This is a genomic window from Paraburkholderia sp. BL17N1, from assembly GCF_003634175.1.
Classification (GTDB): domain Bacteria; phylum Pseudomonadota; class Gammaproteobacteria; order Burkholderiales; family Burkholderiaceae; genus Paraburkholderia.
In genome coordinates, this window is the sequence record NZ_RBIW01000001.1 from 972,751 (window position 1) to 992,080 (window position 19,330).

Consider the following 19,330-nt stretch of genomic DNA (forward strand, 5'->3'; position numbering starts at 1 on the left):
CCACGGTTGTCAGAAGTTGTATTGCAGATATAGCTGGTGGAAATTTATACCAGGATTCGGCTCTTTGATACCGCCGTTGGAAACATGCTGGAAGCGATAGCCCGCCTGGTACTGCTGGTGGCTGCCGAACTGCACGCCCGCGCCGGCTGTTGGCGCAAATTGGAACGCCGTGGCATAGGTGTAGTCAGAAGAGATGCGGGCATGCGTAAGAAGTCGCACACCAACACCCGCTTCCACGAAGGGACGGATCGAGCCCGTGCCGCGAATGAAGCGGATAAACGGCGTGACGCCGAATTCGCCGATATTGCGGTGCTCGTCACTTTCATCGGTATGCCACCAGGCCACGTGCGCTTCGCCGATCAGCGCGAAGTGCCAGTCGCCAATTTGCCACCAGGTCAGATTGGGGTCCCAGACCACCCCAAGGTCGAGCTTCCGGACGTGATGGTCGCCAAGACCGCCTGCAACCTGCACGCCCCACTGATCGGCCGAGGCCAAACCTGAAGCCCCTAAAATCAACGATCCGGCGAAGATTTTTAGAGTCAGACCACGCAAAGCATTCTTTTTGTTGTTCATCTAACACCTGGGTTCCGTGGAACGCTGAACAATCTGTAACTGTTTTGCGTATTCTAAGGTGAATCTCAATTTAGCGGATCGCATGAAGAAAGCTGACTTTCCGCAATTAGTCACTTCAAATTTGGCAAAAATCAGGTATTTATAACGATGTAGGCAGTCTGTTAGGTAAATTCTACGTCTAGCACAGAGCCGGCTGAAGCGGTGTACCATGGCTATTGATTCGTGAATTTCAATAGGAATTTGCGGAACTTGGATGCCCCTACGCCCTCTAAGTATTAGCACTCGGCAATTCAGAGTGCTAACATCCAACGCTGGAGTCGTTACCTGAATAAGCTTTTGTCTGATTCCAAAGGAGTTTCCTACGTGAGCCATGCAATGACCCTTCCGAGTACTTTGAGCCCGTCGTCGGCTAAGGCCGCTTCGGCAGGTGCACTGGCGCTCTCGCATTCCTCGCTGCTGCCCGGTCAACTGGGCAATATCGACGCCTACATCCAGGCCGTAAATCGGATTCCGATGCTGACGCCGGCGGAAGAACGCCAGTTCGCCACCGAATTTCGCGAGCAGGACAACCTCGAGTCCGCGCGCCGTCTCGTCCTGTCGCACTTGCGGCTGGTCGTGTCGATCGCGCGCAACTATCTGGGCTATGGACTGCCGCACGCCGACCTGATCCAGGAAGGCAATATCGGCCTGATGAAGGCCGTGAAGCGCTTCGATCCGGAGCAGAACGTGCGCCTCGTGTCGTACGCCATGCACTGGATCAAGGCTGAGATCCACGAATACATTCTGCGCAACTGGCGGATGGTGAAGGTCGCCACCACCAAGGCGCAGCGCAAACTGTTCTTCAACCTGCGCAGCCACAAGCAAGGGCTGGGCGCGTTCACGCCGGACCAGATCGACGATCTGGCCAAAGAGTTGAACGTGAAGCGCGAAGAAGTCTCCGAAATGGAAACGCGTCTGTCCGGCGGCGATATTGCGCTGGAAGGCCAGGTCGAAGACGGTGAAGAAGCGTACGCGCCGATCGCCTATCTGGCTGACTCGCATAGCGAACCGACCGCCGTGCTGGCTTCGCGTCAGCGCGACAAGCTGCAAAGCGACGGTATTGCGAGCGCGCTGGACGCACTTGACGCCCGCAGCCGCCGCATCATCGAGGCACGTTGGCTGAAGGTGGAAGACGACGGTTCGGGCGGCTCCACGCTGCACGAACTGGCCGACGAATTCGGCGTGTCCGCCGAACGTATTCGCCAGATCGAGGCGAGCGCTATGAAGAAGATGCGCGGCGCGCTCACCGAATACGCTTAACGCTTGAAAATTGTCAGCATGCCGGTTCGTCCGGCGCGCGGCAGCAAAGCTGCCAAGCCCCGCCCTCGCAAGACGGCGGGGCTTTTTTTCGCCCACGCCGCGGCTTGTTCGCGCACGCCCGCCTTCGCTCAAGAACATCCACAAGCGACATGCGTTTCTTGACGTATCACAAACCAGATAGCAATACTGGTTGAACGGGGCAAGTCTCGCGACCCAATGCCGCAGTTCCGAACTGTTGCGCGCGAGGTTCTACTCCTAGAATCGGGATGCACTCGCCCGACCGCTGACGCGGTCTGGCGCCAGCCGGATTCGCCGGTGTGAAGTTGCCTTCTACCGATCATGACCACAGCCCTCAATCGCAGCACCACCCGCCGCCGGAGCCTGCGCCAACGGTTCCATGGCTGGGTGCGCGGTCCGACGTTGGCGCGGGATATCGCCATCGTCCTCGCCATCAAATTCGTACTGCTGATGGCGCTCAAGTACACGTTCTTCAATCATCCGCAGGCGGAGCACATGTCGCTGCCGCCTGAGCAAGTCGCGCAGGCGCTGCTGTCCGTGCCTGCCTCGCATCCGTCCCAAGGTGATCCACATGCCCGTTAGCGAAGTCGTAGAACTGTCGCGCCTCCAGTTCGCCATCACCGCGCTTTACCACTTTCTGTTCGTCCCGCTCACGCTCGGCCTGTCCTGGCTGCTTGTCATCATGGAGTCGGTCTATGTGATGACCGGCAAGCAGATCTACAAAGACATGACCCAGTTCTGGGGCAAGCTGTTCGGCATTAATTTTGCGATGGGCGTGACCACCGGTCTCACGCTGGAATTTCAGTTCGGCACCAACTGGTCTTACTACTCGCACTATGTAGGCGACATTTTCGGCGTGCCGCTCGCGGTCGAAGGCCTGATGGCTTTCTTTCTCGAGTCGACCTTCGTCGGGCTGTTCTTCTTTGGCTGGAAACGGCTCTCGAAGGTCCAGCATGTGTTCGTCACGTTTCTCGTTGCGCTCGGCTCGAACCTGTCGGCGCTGTGGATTCTGGTGGCCAATGGCTGGATGAACAATCCGGTCGGCGCGACCTTCAACTACCAGACCATGCGCATGGAGCTCGATAGCATCTTCTCCGTGCTGTTCAATCCGGTCGCGCAGGTCAAGTTCGTGCATACCGTGTCGGCGGGCTATGTGACGGCGTCGATGTTCGTGCTCGGCGTGTCGTCGTGGTATCTGCTCAAGCGCCGCGACACCGAATTCGCGTTGCGCTCGTTCGCGATTGCCGCCGGCTTCGGTTTGGCGTCGACGTTATGCGTGATCGTGCTCGGCGACGAATCCGGCTACCGTACCGGCGAAGTCCAGCAGGTCAAACTGGCCGCGATCGAATCCGAATGGGAAACCGCGCCCGCGCCGGCTCCCTTCACGATCATCGGGATTCCGAATCAGAAGGAAGAGCGCACCGACTACGCCATCAAGATTCCGTACGCGCTCGGCCTGATCGCAACACGCTCACTAGATGAACCCGTGGTCGGCCTGAAGGACTTGATGGCGCGCAACGAGGTGCGCATCAAGAACGGCATGCTGGCCTACGCCGCCCTGCAGAAACTCAAGCAAGGCGACATCACCGACGAAGCCAAAGCCGCCTTCGACGCGCACAAGCAGGATCTCGGCTACGGCCTGATGCTCAAGCAGTTCACCGCGAACGTCACCGACGCCACGCCGGATCAGATCGCCCAGGCCGCGAAGAAAACGATCCCGCCTGTGGCGCCCGTGTTCTTCTCGTTCCGGCTGATGGTGGGTCTGGGCATTCTGTTCCTCGCCACCTTCGTGCTGGCGTTCTGGTTCTGCGCGCAGCGCTCGCTGTTGCTGGAGAAGCGCCGCTGGTTCCTGCGCTGGGCCGTATGGGCAATTCCGCTGCCCTGGCTCGCGGCGGAGTTCGGCTGGATCGTCGCTGAAGTGGGCCGTCAGCCTTGGACCATCGCGGGCATTCTGCCGACCAACCTGTCGGCCTCGAGCCTGACGCCGAATGACCTGTATCTGAGTATCGCGGGCTTCGTGGTGTTCTACACGGTGCTGTTCATCATCGAAATCATGCTGATGTTCAAGTACGCGCGGCTCGGTCCTTCGTCGCTGCATACCGGCCGCTATCACCACGAACAACAGCCGCTGAATCAGCCGCTGCCGACCAACACGGCCGCCTGATTCGCCGCCACTGAGTTTCAAGGGAAAAGATCATCATGGATTACGCAACCCTCAAACTGATCTGGTGGGTGCTGATCGGCGTGTTGCTGATCGGCTTCGCGCTCACCGACGGCTTCGACATGGGCGCGGCGATTTTGCTGCCATTCATTGGCAAGACCGACGCCGAGCGGCGCATCGTCGTGAACACGGTGGGCGCGACGTGGGAAGGCAATCAGGTCTGGCTCATCACGGCGGGCGGCGCGATGTTCGCCGCGTGGCCGCTGGTGTACGCGGCGTCGTTCTCCGGCTTCTATTTCGCCATGCTGCTGGTGCTGTTCGCGCTGTTCTTCCGGCCGGTCGGCTTCGACTATCGCAGCAAACGTGAAGATCCGCGCTGGCGTACGGCGTGGGACTGGGCGTTGTTCGCCGGCGGCTTCGTACCGGCACTGGTGTTTGGCGTCGCCTTCGGCAACCTTCTGCAAGGCGTGCCGTTCTCGTTCGATACCGACCTGCGCGTCACTTACCACGGCGGATTCTTCGAACTGCTCAACCCGTTCGCGGTGTTGTGCGGCCTCGTCAGCGTCTCGATGCTGGCCGCGCACGGGGCCGCCTTCGTCAAGATGAAAGCGGACGACATTGTCGCCGAGCGCGCTTCGCTGGCGCTTCGAATTGCCTCATTCGCGACCGTGGTGCTGTTCCTGATTGCCGGCGCGCTGATCGCCACGATGATCGGCGGCTACCAGGTGATCGACGCGCCGCCGCTCGACACGGTCGCCAATCCGTTGACGAAGAACGTGATCGGCGCACCGGGACTGTGGCTCACCAACTACGCGAACTATCCGTGGATGGTGGCCGCGCCGGTGGCCGGTCTCGCGGGCGGCGTACTGGCCACGCTGCTCGCTCGCTCGCGCTTCGAGAAGAGCGCCTTTCTGTCGACCTCGCTGATGATCATCGGTGTGATTCTGACGGCGGGCTTCTCGATGTTTCCGTTCATCATGCCCTCCTCGCTCGACGGCCGCAGCAGCCTCACCGTGTGGGATTCGACTTCGAGCCGCATGACGCTGCAAATCATGCTGATCGCCGTGATCATTTTCCTGCCGATCATCCTGATCTACACGAGCTGGGTGTATCGCGTGATGCGCGGCAAGGTGACCGCCGCCGCGCTCGAAGAAAATCACCATACGATGTATTGACCGGCAAGACGCTTAAGAGGAGTTTGCGATGTGGTATTTCAGTTGGATTCTCGGAATCGGCGTGGCATTGGCGTTCGGCATCATCAACGTGATGTGGCTGGAGTCGCGCCAGTCGGCGGCAACGAGCGCGCAGAAGAGACGCTAAGGCGGCCTATGCCGGCCGAGATGGGCCGGTAAACGGAAAAGCGGGACCTTGAATGATTCAAGGTCCCGCTTTTTTATTGCAGCTTAAGCGAATGCGAAGCGGCGCGAGCCGCTCCCTTGTCTAGCAATGCGTCACGCCGGCAAAGGCGTTGCACCACCGCTTTGCGTCGTGCGCGTCGCCAGCTTTTCAGCGTAGCGTTGCGCAACGTCGCCGACGACGATATGGAACGTGTCCGCAGAAACCCATGCTGTATCGAGCGTCGCCAGACGTTGACGATCGACCGCCGACGGGTCGCGCACGACGATACGCAAACGCGTCGCCGCGACCGCATCCAACGACACCACGTTGCCCGCGCCGCCGAACACGGCGAGCCAGCGCAGCGGATCGGGATCGAGCGGGCCGCTGCCTTGAGCACCCGAAGCCGCAACCGGCGCAGCCGCCGCAGCTTGCGCCACAGTAGCCGCCACCGGCTTCACCGCCTCACCACCACCCTGCGCGATCACCGTGCGGATTTCGTCCGCGATGATGTCGGCTTCCGGTCCGATGATCACCTGCACGTTGGTCGAGCCGCGCTTGAGCACGCCACGCGCGCCGATCGTCTTCAGCTCGCTTTCGGAGACCTTGTTCGAATCGACCACCGACAAACGCAGACGCGTCGTGCAAGCATCCACCACCGACAGATTCGACGCGCCGCCCAGCGCAGCGATATAACGCTGCGCACGCGGCACAGCCGCACCGGCGACCGGCGATACGAAACCACCCGCGGCAAACGAGTCGACCTGTTCGTCGGCAGCGGCGGGTTCGCGGCCCGGCGTTGCCATGTTGAATTTGCGGATGAAGAAGCGGAACAGACCGTAGTACACCACCATGTAGACGAGGCCGATCGGAATCGCCCACCAGCCGCGAGTCGACAGACCGTAGTTCAACACGTAGTCGATCGCACCGGCGGAGAACGTGAAGCCAAGGTGAATGCCGAGCGCCGAACAGATGGCGAGCGAGAGGCCCGTCAACAGCGCGTGGATCACGTACAGCACCGGTGCGAGGAACATGAAGCTGAACTCGATCGGCTCGGTCACGCCCGTCAGGAATGAGGTCAGTGCCATCGAGAACAGCAAACCGCCCACAACCGCGCGGCGCTCCTTCGGCGCTTCATGGAACATCGCGAGACACGCAGCCGGCAGGCCGAACATCATGACCGGGAAGAAGCCCGTCATGAAGGTGCCCGCAGTCGGATCGCCCGCGAAGAAGCGATGCAGGTCGCCCGTCACAGCGGCGCCGCCCGGCGGCGTGAACGTGCCGAACACGAACCACGTCAGCGAATTGAGGATGTGATGCAAACCCGTGACCAGCAGCAGGCGGTTCAGCACGCCGAACACGAACGCGCCGAGTGCGCCCGCGGTGGTCAGCCAGTGGCCCGCCGTATCGATCACGGCTTGCACCGGTTGCCATACGTAGCCGAACGCTATGCCGAGCACGAGACAGACTACCCCCGTGACAATCGGCACGAAGCGTTTCCCTCCGAAGAACGCGAGGTAATCGGGCAGCTTGATGTCTTTGTACCTGTTGTACAACAAGCCCGCGACGATACCCGCCACGATCCCGGACAACACGCCCATGTTGAGCTTGTCGTTGATGTCCTTCATCACCGCGACTTCGATCAGATAACCGATCGCACCCGCCAGACCCGCCACGCCGTTGTTGTCTTTCGCGAAACCGACCGCCACGCCGATCGCGAACAGCAGCGGCAGGTTGTCGAAGATCGCGCCGCCGGCGTCGGCGATCATCTTGATGTTGAACACATCGGGCTGGCCGAGGCGCAGCAGCAGGCCGGCGACCGGCAGCACCGCAATCGGCAGCATCAGCGCGCGTCCCAGGCGCTGAATCTTCAGAAACGGATTCCCATCCATTGATACCTCCAATCCTTGTCTCTTTGTTGAACGCCGTTCTCGAACGGCGTCTTGAGTTTTGTAGCTATGAGTGATGATTGAGCGAAGCTGGCTGCGGACTGTGTGGGGTTCAGTCCAAAGGCCAGGTTTCGCGGCTTGCTGCTCTTACCGCCTGCGCCGATTCGAGCGCCAGGGCATCCTGGGCGCGTTGACGGCACAGCTGATAATCGAGGTTGCGCACCCGCGCCTTGATGCCCGGCACCGAGACCGGATCCACCGAAAGTTCGGTCACGCCGAGACCGATGAGCAGCGGCGCGGCAAGCGGATCGCCCGCCAATGCGCCGCACACGCCGACCCATTTGCCGTGCTTGTTCGCGCCTTGCACGGTGGCTGCGATCAAGCGCAGCACGGCCGGATGCAAGCCGTCCGCCTGGGCAGCGAGGTCGGCCTGACAACGGTCCATGGCGAGCGTGTATTGCGTCAGATCGTTGGTGCCGATCGAGAGGAAATCCGCGTGCTGCGACAGTTGATCGGCCAGTAACGCCGCCGACGGCACTTCGATCATCACGCCGACTTCGATCGGTTCCGTGCGGCCCGACTCGCGCGCGAATTCATCGATGCGCTTACGGATGCGGATCAATTCGCCGACGTCGGTCACCATCGGCAACAGGATGCGCACGGCGCCGAGCGGCTGCACCGCCAGCAGGCCGCGCAGCTGATCGTCGAGCAGATCCGGGCGCACTTGCGCAAGGCGGATGCCGCGCAAGCCGAGCGCGGGATTCGGTTCGGGCGGCAGCGTCAGATAGTCGACTTCCTTGTCCGCGCCGACATCCAGCGTGCGGATGATCGCGGTGCGGCCGCTCAATGCATCGACAATTGACTGGTAGCTCTGACGATGTTCGTCCGTGGTCGGCGCGGCCGCGCGGTGAATGAACAGCAGTTCGGTGCGCAACAGGCCGACGGAATCGGCGCCGTTTTCGACGGCGGTTTTCGCGTCGTCGAGCGTGGCGATGTTCGCGGCGACTTCGATCGCGCGGCCATCGGCCGTGACCGCCGCTTGCTGCGAGGTGCGGCGGTTTGCTTCGCGCACATCGGCCAAACGCGTGCGCTCGAGACGCGCGCGTTCCACATCGAGTTCGGTCGGCGCGAATTCGAGGCGGCCAGTCGTGGCGTTCACCACCACTTGCGTGCCTTCGGGAATCGCATGCAGCGCGTCGCCAACCGCCACCAGCGCGGGAATGCCCGCCTGACGCGCGAGAATCGCCGCATGCGAGGTCGCGCCGCCGCGTGCCATCACCAAGGCGGTGACACGCGTACGATCCAGCGTCGACAGATCGGACGGCGTGAACTCTTCAGCCGCCAGCACGGCTTCTTCCGGCAGCGTGCGCGCCGCAGCGTTCGTGTAACCCAGCGCGCGCAGCACGCGCTTCTCGATGTCGCGCAGATCGGCGGCACGTTCCGCGAGCAACGCGTCTTCGATATTCGACAGGATCGCGATCTGTGCGCGGATCGCTTCGCGCCACGCAAAGCCGGCGCTTTTGCCGAGGCTGATCAGATCGCGCGCGGCGTCGAGCAGCGTGGGGTCTTCGAGCAGCACGCGATGCACCGAGAAAATACCCGCTTCGCCAACCGCGCCGCGCTGTGAGGCGTCACGCACCGTCGTGTCGAGATCCGCATCGACGGTGGCAATCGCCTTGTCGAGCAAACGGCTTTCCGCTGCGGACGTGCCGGTCGCCTTTTCGGGCGGATCGATGTCCGCGTCGTCCCAGCGCACCAGCTTGCCGACCGCGACGCCCGGCGCCGCGCAGACGCCGGCGAGCGTATTCGGTGCAAGCGTCTCGCCCGCCGGGCGAGCAACAGCTTGCGGCGCAGGCGAGCTTTGGCGCGCCGGTTTCTCTTCGACTTCGCCGTGCGCTTCGCGCGTCAGTTCGTTTGCAATTGCGGCCACAGCGGCTGCAGCTTGCGGACCGACGCCGAGCAACTCGATGGTCGCGCCTTCTCCAGCGCCAAGGGCAAGCAAACCGACCACGCTTTCGATCGCCGCTTTACGCCCTTCGTAACGCACTTCAACGCGTGCATCGAATCCACGTGCCGCTTCACGCGCACGCGCCGCCGGACGTGCATGCAGACCGCCTGCGTGAATCAGCGTGACTTGCTGACGGGCTTCTTCCGTCACGTTGGCTGCACTCGCCTGGCGGGACGCCTCGGCGGCCGCGCCGCCGCGCGCGCGCAGCAGCAGCAGCGGCGTTTCGCCCGCCTTCAGCAGGCCGCCTTGCACGCGCTCGACGATCTCGAACGCGTCCGAATTGGCAATCGCGATCACCGACACGAGGCTCGGCGCATTCAGCGCGACCTGATCCTGATCGAACTCGATCAGCACGTCGCCGGCGCGCACTTGAGCGCCTTGAGCGACCATCGGCGCGAAACCCTTGCCGTTCAGTTCGACCGTATCGATACCGATATGCAGCAGAATCTCGGCGCCCTCGGCAGTAGCCAGCGTCACAGCGTGACCGGTGCGCGCCAGATGGGTGACCGTACCGTCGCACGGCGCGACGAGTCGGCCTTCGAGCGGATCGACGCCGATGCCGTCGCCGAACATGCCGCCCGAAAACACAGGGTCGGGCACGTTCGCGAGCGGCACGACCGGACCGGTCATGGGCGCGAGCAAAACAATATGGCCTTCAGAATGGCTCATCAAGCGGGACTCCTCGACACGTCGCATCTGATTTCTCGTCAGTGAGTTTCGGTGACTTTGTTGAGATGGCGCGGCGCATCGGGATTGCGCCCGCGCGCGGCGGCAAGGCCGGCGGCCATCACGTAAAAGGACAGGATTGCAGCGATCGGATCGAGCGCCGCATGGGCGGTGGTGGCGAGCGGCAGCGTGGCTTCCGGCACATCGGCCGATGCCGCGAGCAGCACGCGCGCGCCGCGCGCCTTCATGTCGCGCGCGAGTTGCAGCAAGCCGGCCTGCTCAGGTCCGCGCGGCGCGAAGACCAGCAGCGGATAGTCGCGATCGATCAGCTCCATCGGACCGTGACGCACTTCCGCGCTCGAAAACGCCTCGGCCTGAATGCCGGAGGTTTCCTTCAGCTTCAGCGCGGCTTCCTGCGCGATGGCAAGACCCAGCCCGCGGCCGATCACGATCATGCGCTCGATGCCGCGCAGTTCTTCCACGGCCGTCGACCAGTCGAGTTCACCCGCCGTACGCAGCGCCTCGGGCAGCGTTTTCAACGCGGCAAGCAATTCGGCGTCCTTCTGCCAATGTGCGACGAGCTGTGCGGAGATCGACAGCATCGCGATGTAGCTCTTGGTAGCCGCGACGCTCAATTCCGGACCGGCGACGAGCGGCAACTCGAACTCACACGCGTCGGCCAGAGGTGAGCCCGACACGTTCACGGCGGCGACGGTCAACGCGCCGGCTTTGCGCAGCGCTTCCATGGTGCCGACCAGATCCGGGCTCTTGCCCGATTGCGAGAACGCCAGCGCGAGTTGGTCGCGCACTTGCAGTGGCGCCTGTTGCAGCGTGGCCACCGACATCGGCAGCGAGGCCACCGGCACGCCCAGGCGGCTCATCGTCAGGCTCGCGAAATAACTCGCCGCGTGATCCGAGCTGCCGCGCGCGACCGTCAGCGCGACATGGCGCGGCTGCTGTGCCAGCTTCGCCGCCAATGCCTCGACGCGCGAGGTATCCGTGAGTTGCGCGGCGACCGTTTCGGCGGACGCCAGCGCCTCTTTAAGCATATTCGACAATTGCTTCTCCTTCGACGTAAGTCGCGCTCAACGCCAGTTCACGATCGAACACGACCACATCGGCCCATGCGCCGCGCGCGATGCGGCCGCGGTCTTCAATGCCCAGGTAGTCGGCGGCGTAGCGCGACAAACGGTTCGATACATCGGCGATCGGCAAGCCGATCGACACAAGATTGCGCAGCGCCTGATCCATGGTCAGGGTGCTGCCGGCGAGCGTGCCATCGGCGAGACGCACGCCGCCGAGGCACTTCGTCACATGCTGGCTGCCGAGACGGTATTCACCGTCGGGCATGCCCGTGGCCGAGGTGCTGTCCGTGACCACATAGAGACGCGGAATCGCGCGCAACGCAGCGCGGATCGCCCCCGGATGGACGTGCAGCAGATCGGGAATGATTTCGGCGAACTCGGCGTGCGCGAGCGCCGCGCCGACGAGGCCGGGATTGCGATGGTGCAGCGGCGACATGGCGTTGAACAGATGCGTGAAGCCGCAGGCGCCATGCTTGAGCGCGGCGACGGCGTCGTCGTAAGTGCCGAGCGAATGGCCCAGCTGCACACGCACGCCGCGCGCCGCCATCTCGGAGATGATCTCCATATGGCCGGCAATTTCCGGCGCCAGCGTGACCACGCGAATGGGCGCGATGGACAGATACTTCAGCACTTCGCCCATCACCGCCGAAACGGCCGCGTCGGGTTGCGCGCCGAGCTTGCCGGGGTTGATATACGGCCCTTCCAGATGCACGCCGAGCACACGCGCGCCGCCGGGCGTGCGAATCCGCGCGTTGTTGCCCAGTTCCGCGACGACGGCCATCAGCTCGTCGCGCGGCGCGGTCATCGTCGTGGCGAGCAGGCTCGTCGTGCCGTAACGCGCATGCGTGCGCGTGATGGTTTCGACCGCGTTGCCGCCTTCCATTACGTCGGAGCCGCCGCCGCCATGCACGTGCAGATCGATGAAGCCGGGCAGGATGTACGGCGCGTCGTTGGTCGACGGATCGACGCGTTCGCCGGTGAGCGCCGTGATGCGGCCGTTTTCGTATTCGAGCGTGCCGTGAATCCACCCATCGGTGGTGAGTATGTTTCCGGTCAGCATGAGTCTCTCTGGTGAGGCGTGATACGGGGTGTGACTGAATGGCGCTTTGTCTGCGCCGCACCTGAACTTGCAGGCTGCGCGCGCGGACTCAGCCGGTCAGCTCAGGTGCGCAATTCAGCGACGAAGTCGTAGTAGTCATCGCGGCAATAGGTGTCGGTCAACTCGATTGCGCGCTGATCGGCGCTATAGCCGATACGGGTAATGACCAGCAGCGCCGAGCGCGGTTCGATATCCATCAGCGAAGCGATCTCGCTCGACGCGTTGACCGCGCGGAAGTGCTGCAACGCGCGCACCACGGCGGCTCCGCGTTGTTCGAGATAGCTGTAAAGCGAATCGCCGACGGCATGCGGATCGGGCACGATCGCCGACGGCAGCGCCGAATGCTCGACCGCCATGACAATGCCGTCCGCGCGCCGCAGGCGCCGCAGACTCGTCACCGCCGCGCCGGGCGACAACCCGAGGTGCACCAGTTCGTCGCGATTGGCGGCGCGGATATCGCGCTCGAGCCACACCGAATCCGGCCGGAAACCGCGTTGCTGCATCTTCTTGGTGAAGCCGGTGAGCCGCGAAAGCGGATCTTCGACGCGCGGTGTGATGAAGCTGCCCGCGCCGCGAGCGCGCCGGATCAAACCTTGTTCGACCAGCAACTCAATCGCCTTGCGCGCCGTGATACGCGACACGCCGATCGCGTCCGAGAGCGTGCGCTCCGAGGGCAGCGCCTCACCCGCCGACCACACGCCGCAGTGGATCGCCGTCGCAAGATTGCGCGCGAGCTGCAAATAGAGCGGCGTGACGTTGCGGGCGTCAGGCATCAGTGCGGACCAGCGAGTTTCCATGGGGCTCCGGCGGCCTTCGCGAAAAGGTAGGCCTACGAAAAATGAGAGCCCATTATATAACCAACATAATACCAGTCAACCAACTGGTTCCATGCCGGTACGATCCGGTGCAAAGCCTTGCTGAATAAGGCTTAGAGGGGCGTGCGGAGGCGCCGGAGAGGGTTTTTTGGAGCCCAGGATTTACCCGCATGGAGCTTCAGAAAGCCTGCTAACTGGCTGAAACAGGGTTTCAGCGCGCTGACATCCCCGAGGCGATCGATACCTTTTTAATACCAGTGCCGGTCAGGCCTTTGTCGGCGTGGCTTCTGTAAAGGGGTGCGTTCCAATATAGTGCTGAGTAGCAAGCTATAAAAATTCCCCTGGGAGCCGCATTTGACAGATTCCGAGACGCTGCGGCGTGCTCAGGCCGTCCGCCATTTCAACCGCTTCTATACCCGACACATTGGCGCGCTGCATGAGCATCTGGCAAAAAGCGCGTTCTCACTGACCGAAGTGCGCGTACTGCACGAGCTGTCCCGCGGATGCGCGCAAACGGCCTCGGTGCTCGGGCGTTCTCTCGGTCTCGACAGCGGTTACCTCAGCCGTCTGCTGACGAGCTTCGAACGACGCGATCTGATCACGCGCCGACCGTCCGAGACGGATGCGCGCCAGTCGCTGATCGCGCTCACGGACAGTGGCCATGCCGCGTATGCCCCGCTCGACAGCGCGGCGATCGAAGAAGTGTCGACCTTGCTTTCCGGCCTCACGGCCCTCTCCCAGGATCAGTTGATCGCCGCGATGAAGCTCATCGAGCGGCTGCTCGGCGACAAACCCAGTCACGAACTCGTGGTGCTCCGTCAGCCGCGTGCGGGTGAATGCGGCTGGCTCGTGCATCGGCAGGCGCAATGGTTCGCCGCGCAATACAACTGGGATCCGTCGTTCGAGGGATTGCTCGCGCGGGTCGTCGCCGATTACACGCAACGCAATGATCCGCTGCGGGAGATGTGCTGGGTCGCCGATCAGGACGGGATGGTGGTCGGCTCGGTGTGCATCGTCGGCGTATCGACGACGGTGGCGGGCGTGCGGCTCCTGTGGGTCGAGCCGGATGTGCAGCGTTTGGGGATCGGCACGCAGTTGCTGAACGAATGCGTGCGCTTTGCGAAGCGCGCGGGCTATACGAAGCTCACGCTGACCACGGCCGCCTCGCTCGAACAACCGCGCCGCCTGTGCGAGCGCGCCGGGTTCAGGCTTGCCGGCACGGCGGCTGAGCGCCGTTTCGGCAAGGACCTGACGGTCGAGCGATGGGAATTAGGCCTGTAGCAAACGCCGCTGCTTAGAACGACGGCACCACCGAACCTTTGAACTGCGTCTTGATGAACTGGCGCACGTCTTCCGACTGGTAAGCGGCAACCAGCTTCTTGACCCACGGCTTGTCCTTATCTTGCGTGCGCACGGCGATCAGGTTCGCGTACGGGCTATGCACGTCTTCGAGCGCGATCGCATCTTTGGTCGGTTGCAGGCCGGCGGCGAGCGCAAAGTTCGTGTTGATCGCGGCGGCGTCGACGTCCGACAGCGAGCGCGGCAGTTGCGCGGCGTCGAGTTCGACCAGCTTGATCTTCTTCGGATTGTCGGCGACGTCGAGCGGCGTCGCGTTGTTGCCGTTCGTGCCCGCGCCGGTCTTCAGCTTGATCACGCCTTGCGTTTGCAGCAACAGCAGCGCGCGATTTTCGTTCGACGGATCGTTCGGCACTGCGACCTTCGCGCCTTGCGGCAGATCCTTCAGCGACTTCAGCTTCTTCGAATAGATACCGAGCGGCGAGATGTACGTGAGGCCGGCGCTGACGATCTTGTAGCCGCGCTGCTTGATCTGGCTATCGAGGTACGGCTGGTGCTGGAAGCTGTTCGCATCGAGGTCGCCTGCGTCGAGCGCGGCGTTCGGCTGCACGTAGTCGTTGAATTCGACGACCTTCACGTTCAGACCTTCGCGCTTCGCCACCTTGGTGACGACTTCCCAGATCTGCGCGTCCGGGCCGCCGATGGTGCCGACCTTGATGACTTTGTCGTCGGCGTGCGCGCCGAAGCTGGTGAAGATTGCCGTAGTGGCGACGACTGCCGAGAGGGCTTTGAGGATGTTTCTGCGCTGCATGTGATTCTCGCTTGTTTCTAATCGACGGCTTGATCGATGACTTGATTAATGGCGCATCGATTTCTGATCGGTGTCAGATTCGGGTGGAAGCCGGCGGCAACATGGCGTGTGGCCCTGCGCCGTCAACTGGACCTGAAATGGTCTCATAGTCCCGGCGAGATGGGAAATATCACGATCGCATATGGTTATGCGCCTTGAGCGGCGGGAACCGCGTGCATGTGAGAGGCACGCGGTCGATGCAGCGGGGAGTCAGAAGGTGGTCCAGTCGTCGTCTGGCGCGGTGGCTCTTACTGCCTCGGTGGATGCGCGCGGCGTGGTCACCACGACAGGCTTGGCGCTCGTAATACGCGCGGACGAAGCCGACGCTCGGGTCGATGCCAAGGCCGACGTGGCGGACGTCCTGTTGGGTGCCGACAATTTCGGCTCCGCATGCGGCGATGCCGACGCAGAGTGCGACGTCGTGCCGATTTCGCGCGCTGCGGTTGCGGTTGCATGCGGCGCCGCGCCCCTTGCCGCCGCCACCGTCGCAGTCACTCTCCGCGCCGCGACGACCGCCGAACCAGGTGCGCCCCCTTCAGCGCCATTCACGCGAAACGCGTTCACTGTCTCGCGCAAACGCCCCGCCTGATCCTGCAACGAAGCCGCCGCGGCCGCCGCCTGCTCGACCAGCGCCGCGTTCTGCTGCGTCACTTCGTCCATTTGCGTGACGGCGCGGCCGACCTGGGCAATGCCGCTGCTCTGCTCTTCGGATGCCGCCGCGATCTCGCCCATGATGTCAGTGACACGCCGCACGGCCTGCAGAATTTCGCCCATCGTCGTGCCGGCCTGCTGCACCAGTGTCGAACCGTTGTGCACACGTTCGACCGACGCGCCGATCAACTGCTTGATCTCCTTGGCCGCCGTCCCCGAGCGCTGCGCGAGGTTGCGCACCTCGCCCGCGACGACCGCGAAACCGCGGCCTTGCTCACCGGCGCGCGCCGCTTCGACGGCTGCGTTCAACGCAAGAATGTTGGTCTGAAACGCAATGCCTTCGATCACGCCGATGATGTCCGCGATCTGCCGCGAGCTATCGTTGATCTCGCCCATCGTGCCGATCACACGGCTTACCACGTCGTTGCCGCGCGTCGCGATTTCGGACGCGTTGTGCGCGAGTCCGCTTGCTTGCCGCGCGTTGTCGGCGTTCTGCTTGACCGTTGCGGTGAGTTCTTCCATGCTCGCCGCGGTCTCCTGCAACGAAGCCGCCTGCTGCTCGGTGCGCTGTGAGAGATCGCCGTTGCCGGCCGCGATCTGCTGCGTCGCCGACGCAATGGATTCCGCCGAGCGACGAATCTCGCCGATGGTCTGCTGCAAGCGGTTCTGCATGTCATGCATGGCTGCCATCATGCTGGTCTTGTCCTGCGGACGAACGGCGACCACCTGCGTCAGGTCGCCTTGCGCGATACTCGCCGCGAGTCGCGTCGCCTGATCGGGCTCGCCGCCGAGGCTCGCGCGCACATTGCGGATAATCAGCAGCATCGCCAGCGAGATGATCGCGCCGATCACCAGCACCACGGCCAGGTGGCCGAGCAGCGTCACGTAGTACACCGTATCGATGTCCTTGATGAACACGCCGCTCGTGATGTTCCAGTCCCACGGCGCGAAACGCACCACGTAGCTGATTTTCGGCACCGCCGTTTCGCTGTGCGGCAGGCGTCCGCGATACTCCGCGAAACCGCGGCCACTCGCCTTGGCCGCGTCGACGATTGCCACGTACAAGAGCTTGCCGTCCGGATCCTTGAAGTCGCCGACCGGCTTGCCGGTCATCTGCGGCAGCGTGGGATGCATCAGCACGACGGGCTGCGAATCCATCACGAACAGGTAGCCGGATTCGCCGTAGCGCATGGTCGCAAGACGGGCGAGCGCTTCGCGCTGTGCGTCGGCTTCGCTCAGCTTGCCGCTCTGCGAGAGCGCGTAATAACCGTTCACGATACCTTGCGCGGCATCGACCAGATTCACCATGCCCGCCTTGCGCTCGGCCAGCATCATGCTGCGCGTTTCGACCGCGCTCCACAGCCCGACCCCCAGCAGCCCCAGCCAGACGAGCGCGAGCGACAGCCATAGTTTGCGGTTCAAACTCATCCTGCTCATTGTTGTGGTCTCTCTCGTGTGATTCATGTTCCGTTCGCAGTCGCAAGAGTGCGATTGCATATCGCGCGCAAACGATTGCTATCGATATAACGGCATCACAAACGGGCAACTTGAGAGACGCTGCGAGGAGGCCGGCGGGCGCGACGCGCGGCATGCGTGCGGATTGAATGCACGCATCGGAACGGTCTCTGCACGATAATTGGAGACTGCGGCCGCATGCTCGATGCGGCTCATTCCCTTGCAGAGAGAACCACGCCCATGTACGTCATCGACCTTATCTACACCGCACCGCTCGAACGCGTCGACGACGCGCTGGAAGCGCACCGCGCGTTTCTGACGCAACAGTTCGACGCAGGCGTGTTCGTCGCCGCAGGACCGAAAGTGCCGCGCAACGGCGGCATCATTCTGGCGGTGCGCGTCGAGCGCGAGAAGCTGGACGAGATTCTTGCTAGCGACCCGTTCGCGCAGCAGAAGCTCGCGCGCTATGAGGTGACGGAACTCAAGGCGACGCGGCTCGCGCCGGGGTTGAATCTGCCGATTCCGGCTTGAGCGTTGGAAAGAGAAGAGATGTGAAAACGGGCGCGCGATACGACACGCGCCCTTACGGCTATGCGCGTCAGTCGAGCAGCAGCTTGATGTCGTGCACCCACGGCGTCGCGCCCTGGCCATCACGCGCGAACAGACGCAGCTTGCCGTCTGTGTCGAACACATAGCTCGCGGCCGTGTGGTCCATCGTGTAGCTGTCAGGCGTCTTGCCCGGCACCTTCGCGTAGTAGACGCGGAAGTCCTTCGTGATCTTGGTGAGTTGCGCCTGATCGGCCGGACGCAAGCCGACGAACGTCGGGTTGAATGCTGGCACGTATTGCGCGAGCAGAGCCGGTGTATCGCGCTCCGGATCGACGGTGACGAACAATACCTGCACGCGCTTCGCGTCTTCCGGGCCGAGCTGCTGCAACGCTTGCGAGAGCTCGGCCATGGTGGTCGGGCAAACGTCCGGGCAGTGTGTGTAGCCGAAGAACAGCACCACCACCTTGCCCTTGTAGTCCGCCAAAGTGCGGACATGGCCGCCCGTATCGGGTAGCGAGAAGTCGCTGCCGAACTGGGTATTACCGGTGATATCGAGATTCTGGAACGCCGGCGGCTGCTTGCCGCAGCCTGCTATCAGCAACGCGGCACCGAACGCGCAAGCGATCACAGCAGCACGCGCCGTGCGCGCGAAGCGGATATTGAGCATGGTCTTACGCGCCGATCAGGACGCGCGCATAGTGGTCGATCAGCAGCGCGGCGAACAGCAGCGAGAGATAGACGATCGAATAACGGAAGGTCTTGCGCGCCAGATCGTCCGAGTACTCGCGATAGATCTTCCACGCATAGGCAAGGAACACGGCACCCAGCAGCACGGCGGCGGCGAGATACACCACGCCGCTCATGCCGGAGATGAACGGCATCATGGTGACCGCGAACAGGATCACCGTGTACAGCAGAATATGCAGACGCGTGTACTTCTCGCCGTGCGTGTTCGGCAGCATCGGCAGGCCGGCGTTTTCGTAGTCTTTGCGGCGATACAGCGCGAGCGCCCAGAAATGCGGTGGCGTCCACACGAAGATGATCAGCACCAGGATCCACGCGTCGCCCGGCACATGACCGGTGACCGCGGCCCAGCCAAGCGCCGGCGGCATGGCGCCCGAGGCACCGCCGATCACGATATTCTGCGGCGTGGCAGGCTTGAGCAGCAGCGTATAGATGACTGCATAGCCCACGAACGTGGCCAGCGTGAGCCACATGGTGAGCGGATTGGCGAACGTATAGAGCGTCCACATGCCGAGGCCGCCGAGCACGGCCGAGAACAGCAGAATCTGCGCGGTGGTGATTTCGCCGCGCGCGGACGGCCGCCACGAAGTGCGGCGCATCTTGGCGTCGATCTTCTGCTCGACGAGGCAATTGATGGCGAACGCCGCGCCGGCCAGCAACCAGATGCCGACGGTGCCGCCGATCAGCGGAGTCCAGGGCACCATGCCGGGCGTCGACAGGAACATGCCGATGACGGCGCAGAACACGGCGAGTTGCGTGACGCGCGGCTTCGTCAGGGCGATGTACTGGGAGACCCGGCTACCGGGCGTTTGGGAGAGTGTTGTGCTGTCCATGTGG

Annotated in this window: 17 protein-coding genes; 7 read left to right on the forward strand and 10 right to left on the reverse strand. The window is 63.1% G+C overall.

Going from position 1 to position 19,330, the window contains the following annotated elements; genetic code table 11:
- Nucleotides 1-9 precede the first annotated feature (9 nt).
- Nucleotides 10-573, reverse strand: coding sequence for an acyloxyacyl hydrolase (locus B0G82_RS04155; RefSeq protein WP_116118900.1), 564 nt, complete (start codon nt 571-573; stop codon nt 10-12).
- A 363-nt stretch (nt 574-936) separates the two neighbouring features.
- On the opposite strand from B0G82_RS04155, the gene rpoH reads away from it, so the two are divergent.
- The 5 genes from rpoH to cydX all read left to right on the forward strand — a co-directional run bounded on the left by rpoH (nt 937) and on the right by cydX (nt 5,371).
- On the forward strand, nt 937-1,872 hold the full coding sequence (gene rpoH, locus B0G82_RS04160; protein WP_106282149.1) for an RNA polymerase sigma factor RpoH: 936 nt from the start codon (nt 937-939) through the stop codon (nt 1,870-1,872).
- A gap of 339 nt (nt 1,873-2,211) precedes the next feature.
- Nucleotides 2,212-2,472, forward strand: a complete 261-nt coding sequence (gene cydP / locus B0G82_RS04165) for a cytochrome oxidase putative small subunit CydP (protein WP_106282151.1) — start codon at nt 2,212-2,214, stop codon at nt 2,470-2,472.
- Nucleotides 2,462-4,054 carry a cytochrome ubiquinol oxidase subunit I gene (locus B0G82_RS04170; protein ID WP_121306730.1) on the forward strand — a complete coding sequence of 531 codons (1,593 nt, stop codon included), beginning with the start codon at nt 2,462-2,464 and terminating at the stop codon, nt 4,052-4,054. Before cydP ends, B0G82_RS04170 begins: the two co-directional genes overlap by 11 nt.
- Before the next feature lie 35 nt (nt 4,055-4,089).
- A complete protein-coding gene (cydB, locus tag B0G82_RS04175; RefSeq protein WP_116143051.1) occupies nt 4,090-5,226 on the forward strand; it encodes a cytochrome d ubiquinol oxidase subunit II in 1,137 nt (378 codons plus the stop codon).
- Nucleotides 5,227-5,254: 28 nt separating this feature from the next.
- The gene (gene cydX, locus B0G82_RS04180; protein WP_116143053.1) at nt 5,255-5,371 is read left to right on the forward strand and encodes a cytochrome bd-I oxidase subunit CydX; all 117 of its coding nucleotides are present in this window, start codon (nt 5,255-5,257) and stop codon (nt 5,369-5,371) included.
- A gap of 131 nt (nt 5,372-5,502) precedes the next feature.
- On the opposite strand, the gene nagE is transcribed toward cydX, so the two are convergent.
- The 5 genes from nagE to B0G82_RS04205 all read right to left on the reverse strand — a co-directional run bounded on the left by nagE (nt 5,503) and on the right by B0G82_RS04205 (nt 12,930).
- Entirely contained in the window at nt 5,503-7,278 is a 1,776-nt protein-coding gene (gene nagE / locus B0G82_RS04185) for an N-acetylglucosamine-specific PTS transporter subunit IIBC (protein ID WP_121306731.1), read from the reverse strand.
- A 109-nt stretch (nt 7,279-7,387) separates the two neighbouring features.
- Nucleotides 7,388-9,952: a phosphoenolpyruvate--protein phosphotransferase gene (gene ptsP / locus B0G82_RS04190; RefSeq protein ID WP_199730055.1), complete on the reverse strand. Its 2,565-nt coding sequence runs from the start codon at nt 9,950-9,952 to the stop codon at nt 7,388-7,390.
- A gap of 38 nt (nt 9,953-9,990) precedes the next feature.
- Nucleotides 9,991-10,998, reverse strand: coding sequence for an SIS domain-containing protein (locus B0G82_RS04195; protein ID WP_116143059.1), 1,008 nt, complete (start codon nt 10,996-10,998; stop codon nt 9,991-9,993).
- Nucleotides 10,991-12,094, reverse strand: coding sequence for an N-acetylglucosamine-6-phosphate deacetylase (gene nagA / locus B0G82_RS04200; protein ID WP_121306733.1), 1,104 nt, complete (start codon nt 12,092-12,094; stop codon nt 10,991-10,993). Before nagA ends, B0G82_RS04195 begins: the two co-directional genes overlap by 8 nt.
- 101 nt (nt 12,095-12,195) lie before the next feature.
- Nucleotides 12,196-12,930, reverse strand: a complete 735-nt coding sequence (locus tag B0G82_RS04205) for a GntR family transcriptional regulator (RefSeq protein WP_106282168.1) — start codon at nt 12,928-12,930, stop codon at nt 12,196-12,198.
- 372 nt (nt 12,931-13,302) lie between these two features.
- On the opposite strand from B0G82_RS04205, the gene B0G82_RS04210 reads away from it, so the two are divergent.
- Nucleotides 13,303-14,229, forward strand: coding sequence for a helix-turn-helix domain-containing GNAT family N-acetyltransferase (locus tag B0G82_RS04210; protein ID WP_121306734.1), 927 nt, complete (start codon nt 13,303-13,305; stop codon nt 14,227-14,229).
- Between the two features lie 13 nt (nt 14,230-14,242).
- Here the strand turns inward: B0G82_RS04210 and B0G82_RS04215 are convergent, their stop codons facing one another.
- A complete protein-coding gene (locus B0G82_RS04215) occupies nt 14,243-15,055 on the reverse strand; it encodes a MetQ/NlpA family ABC transporter substrate-binding protein (RefSeq protein WP_116143063.1) in 813 nt (270 codons plus the stop codon).
- Nucleotides 15,056-15,304: 249 nt separating this feature from the next.
- Nucleotides 15,305-17,182 (reverse strand): methyl-accepting chemotaxis protein, encoded by a 1,878-nt coding sequence (locus tag B0G82_RS04220; protein ID WP_121306735.1) that lies wholly within the window; start codon nt 17,180-17,182, stop codon nt 15,305-15,307.
- A gap of 258 nt (nt 17,183-17,440) precedes the next feature.
- On the opposite strand from B0G82_RS04220, the gene B0G82_RS04225 reads away from it, so the two are divergent.
- Nucleotides 17,441-17,731: a YciI family protein gene (locus B0G82_RS04225; RefSeq protein ID WP_121306736.1), complete on the forward strand. Its 291-nt coding sequence runs from the start codon at nt 17,441-17,443 to the stop codon at nt 17,729-17,731.
- A gap of 67 nt (nt 17,732-17,798) precedes the next feature.
- On the opposite strand, the gene B0G82_RS04230 is transcribed toward B0G82_RS04225, so the two are convergent.
- On the reverse strand, nt 17,799-18,416 hold the full coding sequence (locus tag B0G82_RS04230; RefSeq protein ID WP_116143069.1) for an SCO family protein: 618 nt from the start codon (nt 18,414-18,416) through the stop codon (nt 17,799-17,801).
- A 4-nt stretch (nt 18,417-18,420) separates the two neighbouring features.
- Nucleotides 18,421-19,326, reverse strand: a complete 906-nt coding sequence (cyoE, locus tag B0G82_RS04235; protein WP_007179448.1) for a heme o synthase — start codon at nt 19,324-19,326, stop codon at nt 18,421-18,423.
- Nucleotides 19,327-19,330 lie beyond the last annotated feature (4 nt).